General features: G+C 36.4%; 10 protein-coding genes and 1 pseudogene. 7 read left to right on the forward strand and 4 right to left on the reverse strand.

Going from position 1 to position 12,196, the window contains the following annotated elements; translation table 11 throughout:
- Positions 1-259: 259 nt before the first annotated feature.
- Entirely contained in the window at positions 260-925 is a 666-nt protein-coding gene (locus Q4574_RS11355; RefSeq protein WP_303474239.1) for a hypothetical protein, read from the reverse strand.
- Between the two features lie 745 nt (positions 926-1,670).
- Here Q4574_RS11355 and Q4574_RS11360 point away from each other — a divergent pair.
- From Q4574_RS11360 to aldA, 7 genes are all read left to right on the forward strand, one after another.
- The gene (locus Q4574_RS11360; protein ID WP_303474240.1) at positions 1,671-2,825 is read left to right on the forward strand and encodes a mandelate racemase/muconate lactonizing enzyme family protein; all 1,155 of its coding nucleotides are present in this window, start codon (positions 1,671-1,673) and stop codon (positions 2,823-2,825) included.
- A gap of 21 nt (positions 2,826-2,846) precedes the next feature.
- A complete protein-coding gene (locus tag Q4574_RS11365) occupies positions 2,847-4,160 on the forward strand; it encodes an MFS transporter (protein WP_303474241.1) in 1,314 nt (437 codons plus the stop codon).
- Between the two features lie 50 nt (positions 4,161-4,210).
- Positions 4,211-4,873 (forward strand): bifunctional 4-hydroxy-2-oxoglutarate aldolase/2-dehydro-3-deoxy-phosphogluconate aldolase, encoded by a 663-nt coding sequence (locus Q4574_RS11370; RefSeq protein ID WP_303474242.1) that lies wholly within the window; start codon positions 4,211-4,213, stop codon positions 4,871-4,873.
- Between the two features lie 234 nt (positions 4,874-5,107).
- Positions 5,108-6,232, forward strand: a complete 1,125-nt coding sequence (locus tag Q4574_RS11375) for a mandelate racemase/muconate lactonizing enzyme family protein (RefSeq protein WP_303474263.1) — start codon at positions 5,108-5,110, stop codon at positions 6,230-6,232.
- A gap of 11 nt (positions 6,233-6,243) precedes the next feature.
- Entirely contained in the window at positions 6,244-7,266 is a 1,023-nt protein-coding gene (locus tag Q4574_RS11380; RefSeq protein WP_303474243.1) for a zinc-binding dehydrogenase, read from the forward strand.
- Between the two features lie 36 nt (positions 7,267-7,302).
- Positions 7,303-8,067: a 2,5-didehydro-3-deoxy-L-galactonate 5-reductase gene (locus Q4574_RS11385; RefSeq protein WP_303474264.1), complete on the forward strand. Its 765-nt coding sequence runs from the start codon at positions 7,303-7,305 to the stop codon at positions 8,065-8,067.
- A gap of 4 nt (positions 8,068-8,071) precedes the next feature.
- Positions 8,072-9,535, forward strand: a complete 1,464-nt coding sequence (aldA, locus tag Q4574_RS11390; protein ID WP_303474244.1) for an aldehyde dehydrogenase — start codon at positions 8,072-8,074, stop codon at positions 9,533-9,535.
- A 79-nt stretch (positions 9,536-9,614) separates the two neighbouring features.
- Here the strand turns inward: aldA and Q4574_RS11395 are convergent.
- From Q4574_RS11395 to Q4574_RS11405, 3 genes and pseudogenes are all read right to left on the reverse strand, one after another.
- Positions 9,615-9,972, reverse strand: a pseudogene (locus Q4574_RS11395) (IS3 family transposase); the annotation flags it as partial.
- Between the two features lie 370 nt (positions 9,973-10,342).
- Positions 10,343-11,311 carry a 2-dehydro-3-deoxygalactonokinase gene (locus tag Q4574_RS11400; protein WP_303474245.1) on the reverse strand — a complete coding sequence of 323 codons (969 nt, stop codon included), beginning with the start codon at positions 11,309-11,311 and terminating at the stop codon, positions 10,343-10,345.
- A gap of 71 nt (positions 11,312-11,382) precedes the next feature.
- Positions 11,383-12,045: a GntR family transcriptional regulator gene (locus Q4574_RS11405; RefSeq protein WP_303474246.1), complete on the reverse strand. Its 663-nt coding sequence runs from the start codon at positions 12,043-12,045 to the stop codon at positions 11,383-11,385.
- Positions 12,046-12,196: the final 151 nt, after the last annotated feature.

Genomic DNA, 12,196 nt, shown 5'->3' on the forward strand with positions numbered 1-12,196 from the left:
AGTGGATAAAAGTTCTCAGGTACGTCATTTTAAAAATCCTCTTTCAGCTAAGAAGCATCACACCACGCAATAACTTCAACTACAGCATCTCTCTCCAAGCCAAATATCGCCTTTGTGCCATTTTTAGAAGCTGAACTGAAGTGATCTGCTTTAATTAAACAGGACACTTTAATAATGGAATATAATCCAAGTATTGAGGTGTTAAAGGAACGTATCAGGTTCGACAATATGTTCTATAGCAGCATCTAAATTATATTGGTCAAAAATGGTCATGAGATAATGTTCCCACCATGCTTAAAGCAGTCTTAGTATCACCTTTACGCAATGTGCTTAAAATTGAGTCACCATCAAATTCTTCTAGAGGTAGTTCAATTTTGGTGCAGGCATCTACACCATCTACACCACTTTCAATAAATTTCAGGAGTACATCTTCAAGGCCAGATAATGGTTTTTTACCTTTAAATTGCCAGGCTGGAAGCATTAACTTTTTATCATCCTTGTAGCCTGCATACTTAAATGCCTTAACCCATGACTTAATAGTGTTTACTGCTTGCCCAGTGTGTTTTTTAACTTCAAATACTGTCAACATTTGCTCGTTATCTAGCTGTTGAAATTCTTCAAACTCTATTTTTTGAGGAAGGTAATTTGGAGTTCTATTAGTTGAGATATTTGCATCCCTAATGAATGACATTAAAAACTCTTCAGGCGATGTATCCTTTTTTTCAAGGGTCAAAAGCCTTTCTGTTTTCTCTATCCATCCGATTTTATTATCTACCGCATAAAAATGTTCGATTAAAATGTTTACCTTTTGATTAAGCACATCACGAAGCAACTGCTTGTATGGTTCAGCCTGCTGGTTGGATTGATTTTTGGGTACATTTTCATTCTTTATTTGAGCTGTCGATGAATGACGGTCTTCTAACACTATTATTCTCCAGTCGCACTATAGTTAATTCGAATACGTCTTAAAAATACGCCAAGCTTTATTTTGTGTCAATGACATGTCAGTGGCGCTTATTCGCATGTCACTGATATGTCATTTGTGTGTTGAGTTTTTGTTTTACAATCAGTTTGCCATATGTTTCGGGTGGGGTTGATGAAAAATTCTGATGAGTTATATAAAAATAATGACTGGCAGCTGAGTAACAAAAACGGTTCGACGAGTGGCAGTTGCCAAACAATTAAAATGGCTGGTTTTAGTCATTAAAGCTTGGTAGCCATACTTCTGTTTCTAATTTAACAGTGTCTATTGGTTTAGGGGAAGATCATACCCCGTTGTCGCAATACCTGCAGCAAAAAATTTCAATACAGAAATACGAGAAATATTCTCATCCATAATTGTGACTTACTTAAATTAACATCGACAATCCAAAATATTGCACAAATTGTAAACAATAAACATAATTGTTTCTTATCTTATTATTAATAAATTAATCATAGATAAAGCATCATTTATAAATATCCCCCCCCTAAGATAATAACTATCAACATTTACTTTTATAGGTACAAATCACTCAAATTTTTGATCTTTCATAAAAATAAATGTTTAATATAGGTTTAATTGTGTGTAATTTGTTGTATATTGGGTGGTATGTTGTTGCTCTATATTTATTTAACCAATAAACTTTGCCATTAAATCGTTAAATTTTATTTGGTTTTGAAGGAATTATATGAAAATTATAAATATAAAAGCCTATGGTTTTTGGGCTGGTTTCAGAAATGTTTGTTTAGTTAAAGTTGAGACAAATGACGGTTTCTACGGTTGGGGGGAATCAGGTTTGTCTGGACGCGAGCAAGCAGTAATAAGCACTATTGAGCATTTTAAAGAATTTTTGATAGGTAAAAACCCAATGCATATAGGTGCCCTTTGGCAGGAGATGTACAGGGGACAATATTTTGAAGGAGGTCGAGTACTTGCCGCTGCAATATCAGCAATTGATATCGCATTACATGATTTAGTAGGTAAAGCCCTAAATGTTCCAGTTCATCAATTATTAGGTGGTAAGCAAAGAAAGCATATTCCTTTATTTGCAACAGCAGTACAAACTATGGGTCCTGAACTCATTGATGAGATGCTACAACTTAAATCACAAGGATGGGATGTTATTAGAGCAACAACAGGTGTTCATGGAAATCCAAGAAAGCCAGAGTTATTTGAGCCTCGTCAATCAATTATAGAAGCTTCAACTTGGTTAACTAAAGCAAGAGACGCTTTAGGCAGTGAAGTTACTTTAGGCATTGATTATCACCATCGCTTATCTGTGCCTGAAACTGTTTCATTACTTCAACGTATGCCAATAGGTACTTTAGACTTTATTGAAGAGCCTATTCGAGATCAGTCTCCACAGGCATATAAAAGCTTAAGAAGTATGTGTGATGTACCTTTTGCAATCGGGGAAGAATTTACCAGTAAATGGGATTTTTCCCCTTATACCGAAAGTGCATTAACTAATTTTGCTCGTATTGATATATGCAATGCAGGCGGTTTTACAGAAGGCATGAAAATAGCAGCAATGTGTGAAACCCACTATATAGACATGATGCCTCATAATCCTCTTAGTCCTGTGTGTGCTGCTGCATCAATCCATTTTTGTGCAGCCATTAGCAACATGACTTGGTTAGAATTACCTCCTTATGATGGCGACATGAGTGATTACGACAAATTCTTTATTGGACGTCCTATAGTTGTTAATAATGTATTTAAAGTTCCAGACTCTCCAGGTTTAGGTATCGATGTTAATGAGTCCCTCATTAAAGACCTTTCATTCAAATATTGGGAACCACCTCGTCTGCACAAAAACGATGGTTCTTATACAAACTGGTAGATGAATTAGGGGGCAATTTTTATGATAACTAATGAGCAAACTACATCAATGAAAAAATTAAATAAGCCAACAAGAAAACGATTTCAAATATTAGCATTAATATTCATAAGTGTTGTGATTAATTATATGGATAGAACTAATTTATCCGTCGCTGCTGCCGCATTATCTGATGAATTAAGCTTAAGCGCTATTCAAATGGGGCTCTTATTTTCTGCTTTTGGCTGGACATATTCTATTTTACAAATTCCTGGTGGTATGGCCGTGGATTTAGTAAAAACACGTTTATTATACCCTTTCATATTAACTGCTTGGTCATTGGCTACATTAGTGCAGGGATTTGTATCATCTTTTTCTGCATTGATTGGTTGTCGGCTTGCCATTGGAGTATTCGAGGCGCCCTCTTACCCTTGTAATAACAAAATAGTGACCGCATGGTTTCCTGAAAATGAAAGAGCGTCAGCGATTGCTGTTTATACTTCTGGACAATTTATCGGTTTAGCTTTTCTTATGCCCGTCTTAGCGCTTATTCAAAATAGTTTTGGTTGGAGAGGTTTATTTATTATTTCGGGGGGGGGCGGTATTCTTTGGGCCTTTATTTGGTATGTCTTTTATCGTGATCCCCAAGACCATAATTCAATTAACATAGAAGAATTAGCACTAATTGAAGGTAAACAAACGGAGCAACCAAAAGAGCCTAAGAAAAAATATACGAAAGATGATTTTAAATCAGTTTTTACAAACAAAAAACTATGGGGTATTTACATAGCTCAATTCTGTGTAGGTGGAATACTCATGTTTTTCTTAACATGGTTTCCAACTTACCTTGTTGAATATCGAGGATTAGATTTTATTAAATCTGGGTTTTTAGCATCTGTACCATTTTTAGCTGCTTTTTGCGGTGTATTGATTTCTGGGTTTACCTCAGACTACCTAGTAAAAAAAGGCGTTTCTAAAGAATTTTCTCGCAAGGCGCCTATCGTTATAGGAATGGCTTTATCAACCTGTATTGTTGGCGCAAATTACACTAATGATACTTTTTGGGTTATCACTTTTTTATCTATTGCTTTTTTTGGTAATGGTTTAGCTTCAATTACGTGGGTGTTTGTATCTTTATTAGCCCCTAAAAACTTGGTTGGTTTAGTTGGAGGGTGTTTCAACGCAATTAGTGGCCTTTCGGCAGTATGTATTCCTGTAATTATTGGACTACTCGTTAACGATGGCGATTTTAAACCAGCGCTTATATTTATTGCAGGCTTAGCCGTTGTAGGCTCATGCTCTTATCTTTTTCTTGTTGGAAAAATTGAGCAAATAGAGACCGTTTCAACCCCCAATTAATACCAAAGTTAGTGTGAAAATTAAGTTTAATCTCTATTTTAGGATGCACAATGAGTAAAAAACGAAATGACGAAGATAAACTGAGAGCCAATACAGCTGAGAAAATAGCTGCTAGTCAACTTGTTGCTATTATTCGTTTACCCCATCAGAGTGAGGTGACTAATGTTGTTCAATGTTTAGTGATTGGCGGTGTGAGTACACTTGAAATCACGTCAAATACACCAGGATTTGCAACAGAAATAACTAGCGCAAGAGAAAAACACCCCAACGTTTTGATTGGCGCAGGCACGATCATTAATTCAACATTAGCTAAAGAAGCTATTAAAGCTGGCGCACAATTTTTAGTAACACCAAATACCGAAAAATCCGTAATAAAAACAGCGCATAAACATGGCATTCCGGTATTAATGGGGGCATTGACACCAACCGATATTGCTAACTGTATCAAGTATAAAGCTGATTTTATAAAAGTTTTTCCTGCTGGTTCTTTAGGTCTAACTTACTTTAAAGGCTTGCAAGGCCCTTTTTCAAATACCCATCTCATGCCAGTTGGAGGGGTTAACATTAACAACATTGAAGAGTGGTTTGAAGCCGGTGCCATCGGTGTGGGTGTGGGTAACGATCTAACACGTGCTGCAAACACAGTTGCAGAACAAAAAACATTGATTGAATTAGTAAAAAAATATGTTTCTAAATTACCTAAAAACAAATAAGTAATCGACCTCTAGCTAGTTTAGTTGATCATTAGAAAAATTAGGTAACGTAAAATACGTAACTAGTTATTCAATATATCGCAACATCTTATGATCGCAAGGACAATAATTGGTATGAGATAGTCTCATACTTAACTGATTTGTGAGATGTCCTAATAACTAAAAGTGAACTTTTAAAAAAAGCCTTTAGTGAAAGTTATTAATAATCAATTATTTAAATAACATAGGCTTATGATGGATTTATTAATGAATATTACCCCCAATAAAATAAAAACATTAGCAATTGAATATTATCAAGTGCCTTTAGCTGAAATATTGTCTGATGCTAAGCACGGCGATCACACTCACTTTGAACTAATTCTTTGTAAGGTCGGCTGTGAAGATGGAACTGAAGGTGTTGGCTATACCTACACTGGCGGAAAAGGCGGTCGGGCTATTTATTCTCTTTTAAATGATGAGTTTAAACCTTTGCTCTTGAATCAAGACGCTTCTCAAATTGAAAATATTTGGGACGAAATGGAGTGGCACTTACATTATGTCGGTCGCGGTGGTTTAGTCAGTTTTGCTATGTCTGCAGTCGATATCGCTTTATGGGATGTGCGTTGTAAACGTTTAAATAAACCGCTTTGGCAAGTAGCTGGTGGCGCAAATAATACAACGGCATGTTACGCCGGTGGTATTGATCTTAACTTTTCGCAAGACAAGCTATTAAGCAACATTCAAGGTTACCTTAATAAAGGTTTTAAAGCTGTTAAAATTAAGGTAGGTAAAGAGAATTACCTTGAAGATGTTGAGCGTGTTGCTGCGGTTAGAGATCTTATCGGTTCTGATGTTGTATTTATGGTAGATGCAAACTATTCGTTATCGGTAGAACAAGCCATTGTTTTTGGTAAAGCAATTGAACAATACAATATTACGTGGTTTGAAGAGCCCACAATACCTGACGATTATTTAGGCTTCGCCAAAATTGCAGACAATATTAATATTCCACTCGCAATGGGCGAAAATTTACATACAACACATGAATTTGGTTATGCCATCGCACAAGCTAAGTTGAGCTTTTTACAACCCGATGCTTCAAACATTGGTGGTATTACTGGATTTTTAAGGGTTGCAAAAATGGCTAAGGAAAATAACTTACCTCTATGTAGCCATGGTATGCATGAATTACATGTGTCTTTGTTAGCTTCTCAAGCTCACTCAGGCTACTTAGAAGTACATTCGTTTCCAATCGATCAATACACAAAGCATCCTCTTCAGTTAGATGAAAATGGAAGAGCTATTGCTCCAGATGTAGCAGGAACAGGCGTTGTATTCGACGACGCGTTACTTGGTCAATATTTAATTAAACATTCTTAAGGGTAAAAAAAATGGTTGCTGCTCGTTATATAGGTAATAAAGGTTTTGATTTAGTGGCTGGTGAAGAACTAGCCCCTCAAGCTGGTGAAGTACGTTTAAACGTAGGTTATGTAGGTATCTGTGGTACAGATATGCATATTTATCACGGTGTAATGGATCAACGTGTTTCTATTCCACAAACCATAGGTCACGAAATTTCAGGTGTTGTTGCTGAAATTGGTGCCGGTGTTACTGGTTTTACTGTGGGTGAAAAAGTTGTTGTTCGTCCTCTTGATTGGTGTGGTGATTGTCCTACTTGTAATGCGGGACACACGCATATTTGTCAAAACCTTAAATTTATGGGTATTGATACTCCTGGTGCTTTCCAGTCAAGCTGGACAGTAAAATCGCGTACATTACATAAGTTACCTGCTGGCGTTGATTTAAAACAAGGCGCATTAGTTGAGCCTTTATCTGTAGCTTGCCATGACGTACGTCGTTCACGTTTAGTTGCGGGCGAAAAAGTTGTTGTATTAGGTGGTGGCCCCATTGGTCAATTGGTTGCTGCTGTTGCAAAAAGTGTTGGTGCAGAAGTATTAGTGTCTGAACCTAATGAAAGTCGTCGTGCATTTGCTGACGAATTAGGGGTTAAATCAGTTAACCCTATCGAACAAGACCTAGCAGCTTACGTTGATGAATGGACAGCAACTAAAGGTGCTGACGTAGTATTTGAAGTGTCAGGCGTTAAACCTGTAATAGATGCAATGACTCAAATAGCAGGACGTCGCGGACGTATTGTTATGGTTGCTATTCATAGCACTAAACCTGAAATTGATTTATTCCAATTTTTCTGGAAAGAGCTTGAGTTACTAGGTGCTCGTGTATACGAAGCCGCAGACTTTGATTGGGCAATTGAATTAATTGCTTCAGGTCAAATTGATCTTAAGCCATTTATTAGTTCAGTCAGTCCATTAGCTGAAATTGGTACTGCATTCGCTAGTATGGATGGTAATCCAGAAGGCATGAAAGCGCTTGTTGAATGTAACGCAGAATAGTTTGATATTAGAGACAAGGTTTTAATAATGAATAACATGTTTGAAAAATTTAGTTTAGAAGGCAAAGTAGCCTTAGTTACCGGTTGTAAACGTGGTATTGGTAAAGGTATTGCTTTAGGTTTAGCAGAAGCAGGAGCTGACATTATTGGTGTTTCAGCCTCGTTAGAACTTGAAGGTTCTGACGTTGAAAAAGAAGTAAAAGCACTCGGTAAAAACTTTAAAGGTTACCAATGTGATTTTTCTGATCGTGATTCTTTATATGCATTCATCAAAGAAGTAAAAGCTGACTTCCCTAAAATTGATATTTTAGTGAACAACGCAGGCACTATCTTACGTGCTCCTGCAGCTGAACATGGTGATGACTTATGGGATAAAGTGATTGATGTTAATCTTAATTCACAATTTATTCTTAGCCGCGAAATTGGTAAAGAAATGGTTAACCGTGGTTCAGGTAAAATCATCTTTACGGCTTCTTTATTAACATTCCAAGGTGGTATTACCGTTCCAGGCTATGCTGCGAGTAAAGGCGCTATTGGCCAATTGGTCATGGCTTTGTCTAACGAATGGGCTGGTAAAGGCGTAAACGTAAATGCTATTGCACCGGGTTATATCGACACTGATAACACGGAAGCACTTCGTGCAGATGCAGAACGTAATGCGGCTATATTAGGTCGTATTCCACAAGGTCGTTGGGGTAATCCTGAAGACTTTAAGGGACCAGCAGTATTTTTAGCTTCTGAAGCTGCTAGTTATGTTAACGGCGCTATCTTATTGGTAGACGGCGGCTGGATGGGGAGATAATTCCATGACACCGCAAAATTTTAAATTTCAAAACAATGTAAATTTCATTAATGGTGAATATATTTCATCAAAAGTAGACGGTAAAATTGATATTTTAAGCCCGTCTACCGGTGAAGTGATTGGCGCTATTCCAAAAGGTTGCGCTGAAGATGCACAACACGCGCTAGAACTTGCAGATGTTGCTCAAAAAAAATGGGCTAAATTAACAGCGCGCACACGTCAAAATATTCTTCGTAACTTTGCGAATAAAATTCGTGAAAATAAAGATATTCTTGCGCCAATGTTAGTAGCTGAACAAGGTAAGTTATTATCTGTTGCGCAAATGGAAGTAGACGTTACGGCTACTTTTATTGATTATGCATGTGATAATGCGTTAACGATTGAAGGTGATATTCTTCCTTCTGATAACGAAGACGAAAAAATTTATATCCACAAGGTACCACGCGGTGTTGTAGTAGGGATTACTGCTTGGAACTTTCCGTTGGCGCTTGCCGGTCGTAAAATTGGTCCAGCATTAATCACTGGTAATACTATTGTACTAAAGCCAACACAAGAAACACCATTGGCTACAACAGAGCTAGGTAGAATAGCGAACGAAGCGGGCATTCCAGCTGGTGTACTTAACGTCATTAATGGTTCTGGCTCAGTTGTTGGCCAAGCATTGTGTGACAGCCCAATTACTAAAATGATCACCATGACAGGTTCTACTGCTGCAGGTAAGCAAATTTACAAAACGTCTGCTGAATTTATGACTCCAGTAATGTTAGAGCTAGGTGGTAAAGCACCTATGGTTGTAATGGAAGATGCTGACTTAGACGCAGCCGTTGAAGGCGCTCTTTGGGGGCGTTTTGCTAACTGTGGTCAGGTTTGTACTTGTGTTGAACGTTTATATGTTCAAGAAAGCGTTTATGAAAAATTCATGGATAAATTCTTACCGGCTGTTAAAGCGCTTCGAGTTGGCGACCCTATGAATCCTGATACACAAATGGGTCCTAAGTGTAACCAACGTGAAATTGAAAATATTGATCATATTGTTCAAGAAAGTATTAAGCAGGGCGCAACCCTAGCTACGGGTGGTAAAACTGCTAATGTTGCTGGCTTTGAGGGTGGTTGTTGGTATGAGCCAACGTTATTAGTTGATGTGGCACAAGACAATATTGCTGTTCACGAAGAAACCTTTGGTCCAATTTTACCTATCATTAAAGTTAAAAATATGGCTCAAGCCATAGCATTTTGTAACGACAGTATATATGGTTTAAGTGCTTATATTTACACTGAAAACTTCTTCGACATTAATAAAGCAATTAATGAGTTGGAAGTAGGTGAAGTTTATGTAAACCGTGGTATGGGTGAGCAGCACCAAGGTTTTCACAACGGCTGGAAGCAAAGTGGCTTTGGTGGTGAAGACGGAAAATTTGGACTTGAGCAATATTTAGAAAAGAAAACAGTTTATATGATGGAAAAATAATTTTATTGTCATTTTTTTATAAAATCTTTTTTATAAAATTCTTTTGTTGTTTGTCCCGTCCTAAAATAAGTTGCCGGTTTTAATGGAAGGTCAGTAGCTTTTGCTCCTGGCCGTTTTTGTGTACTTGGTATGTTGTTTTCATTCCCAAACTCAAGTAGGGCTTCATTTATTGTATATTAATAGTGATTCATCAACGAGTGGATTCAGTTCTTCTAGGTTTTGGTATTTATATAACCAAACTATTGCTTCAATATGCCTATTCACACGTTCAGCTTGTGCATTTTAATAACAATCATAGATGGAATTATACCATTTTTATTAAGCTTTACTTGGCATACCTGCAACCCTCTATCTGAATGATGAATCGCACTAAATTGATACTGACGATTATTGATTGTCATATCCAATGCTTTAATAACATCAGTCGCCTTCATTTTACACTGAGTTCATAGTCCATATCGCGTTCGGGGCGTAGTAACTGCTAAAAGGTAAGTTGTTTCCACAAGATAACTCGGCTAAAAAAGTTATTTTCTTAGCTATTAAACAGGCATCGGAAAAATGGACGATGCCGATAATAAATTGGTAAACGGCCTTGAATCGGTTTACGATTAAATTCCAAGACCGTTTGAAAGATGTTATTTAAACTTGGCAATTACATAAAATGCGTTACAGAGTATAAAGAAAGAAGATTTTGTTTGACTGCTCACCATGAGCTACGAAGTTTAGCGTTAAAATAACCAACTAAACTAAATATATCACCGTTAGTAACTAGTTATTAGCGGTGATTTTTAGAAATGACAACGACTACTAACAATTATTTCTAGAAGTAATGTTTTGTTTCAATTTTACCATCCCCGCTAGAAAGCAATCGTCACCATCAACTATGGTTACAGGTATTGCCAGAGCTTCACAGGCAAGTTGATATTTACTGCAAAGGTTAGGGCTACCTATTAAGAAGGTATGCTGTTTTTTTACTAATTGAAGTTCATTTCCTATTAATAAACCTGATAGGTAACTTTTGATATATGTCGCTCCAATGCTATTAAATAATTTGTGTGTTCTTGTTTGAAATAACATCTGTGTTAACTGCGTTGTTTGTCCTTCTCGGACACCTAAATCAAAGGCGTCAGTATTAAATTGTTGTGGCGGGAGATCTTTGCCAAGTATTGTATGTTGGCTAATAACAGAAAATAACTCACCAGTCATGAAAGAGGATAATTCGGTAATTGTTTTGTTAACTACCTTAACGTGTTTACTGTGCGTACCAGGCAATATAATGTTTAAATTACTAGCGTAGGTGTTGTTATTAAGCTCTTTAACGAAAATATCACTATAATATTTCTCAACTAAGCCAAATACCTGTACTTCTTCACCACGCATAACGTCTTTAGTTTTTTTACTCTTATCGACGTGTAATACACCAGAAATAATTGTTGCTGGTGCCAACCATGGTAATTCAAAATGAAAACTTCTCTGACTTAGTTTTGCCACATTAACGTATGTTTCAACATAATCAACAGAATGCCAACCGTTAACTGACCCAACCATACCAGCCATAAAAACGGGAAGCTTTTTAAAATTTAGTAACCAAGGCGATAATATTTTTTCAAGAGCAGCTGCAAAATCCGCATTTTCTACTCTTAATAGCCCCATGGCGGATTCTGTTTTTTTGATTAATTGATCATCATGGCTCATTAAGAAAATGCGAAGGTTGCTAGTGCCCCAATCAACAATTAAATAGTTGCTAGTGTTTGTTTTTTGAATGTTATTGTTCATATTTTTCCTATTCAGTGTGTGGCTGAGATAAGAAAGTAAATAGTTATTAACGAAATGAAGAATTGCTAGTGTTAAGAATGTCTAGACCAATATTTTCCACTATTAGAAATATGTTTTCTTAATATTGATAACGACAGTTCAACATCTCGTTTTTCAATAGCAGACATAATTTCTCTGTGCTCAAGTAAACTTTGTTGAACACGTGCTTCGCTTATGGGTAAATTGACATGCATAATTTGTAATATGAGCCTTTTTTGTCGCCATAAATCTACCGCACTTTTATTATAGTGTTGACTATACATAGTCCAATGAAAATAAGTATCTAAATTGCGATAGGCAGCATGATCACCAGTTTCAATGTTATCCATATCATTCAATATTTCATAAAGCGTTTTTATTTGCTCCTTCGAGTGTTCTAAAACAAACCATTCTATAAGGTAAGGATCAAGTAACTGCAATATTTCAAAAACATCACGCATAGTATTGTGTTCAAATTTAGTGACGTTTGCACCACTGTTAGGGCTAACAGTTACAAATCCCTCTCCTTGAAGTTGTTTTAGAGCTTCTCTGATAGGATTAACACTTGTGCGATATCTTTTAGCCAGCTTTGTTGTGACTAATCTATCACCTGCAACAAAAACGCCATCTGCGATATCTTTGATTATCAAAGTATATATTGATTTGTCATCAAACAATAATGGTGATAACAAATCTTGATTCTTAGTTAAGCTCATACTTTTAAATACCGTATTTTTAAACATATAGTTTGATTATGGATATTAATATTCTAACAAATTAGTCAATTTAACAACTATTAACTTTGTTTTATCCCTTATTAAATATAATTAATTATTGATTTATAGCACATAAATAAAACACGTAACA

Source organism: Aliiglaciecola sp. 3_MG-2023, assembly GCF_030548205.1.
In the GTDB taxonomy this organism is placed as follows: Bacteria; Pseudomonadota; Gammaproteobacteria; order Enterobacterales; family Alteromonadaceae; genus Aliiglaciecola.

Coding starts and splice junctions, on each gene's coding strand:
- Q4574_RS11360 (WP_303474240.1), top strand. CDS start 1,671: ATGAAAATTATAAATATAAAAGCCTATGGTTTTTGGGCTGGTTTCAGA.
- Q4574_RS11365 (WP_303474241.1), top strand. CDS start 2,847: ATGATAACTAATGAGCAAACTACATCAATGAAAAAATTAAATAAGCCA.
- Q4574_RS11370 (WP_303474242.1), top strand. CDS start 4,211: ATGAGTAAAAAACGAAATGACGAAGATAAACTGAGAGCCAATACAGCT.
- Q4574_RS11375 (WP_303474263.1), top strand. CDS start 5,108: ATGGATTTATTAATGAATATTACCCCCAATAAAATAAAAACATTAGCA.
- Q4574_RS11380 (WP_303474243.1), top strand. CDS start 6,244: ATGGTTGCTGCTCGTTATATAGGTAATAAAGGTTTTGATTTAGTGGCT.
- Q4574_RS11385 (WP_303474264.1), top strand. CDS start 7,303: ATGTTTGAAAAATTTAGTTTAGAAGGCAAAGTAGCCTTAGTTACCGGT.
- aldA (WP_303474244.1), top strand. CDS start 8,072: ATGACACCGCAAAATTTTAAATTTCAAAACAATGTAAATTTCATTAAT.
- Q4574_RS11400 (WP_303474245.1), bottom strand. CDS start 11,311: ATGAACAATAACATTCAAAAAACAAACACTAGCAACTATTTAATTGTT.
- Q4574_RS11405 (WP_303474246.1), bottom strand. CDS start 12,045: ATGAGCTTAACTAAGAATCAAGATTTGTTATCACCATTATTGTTTGAT.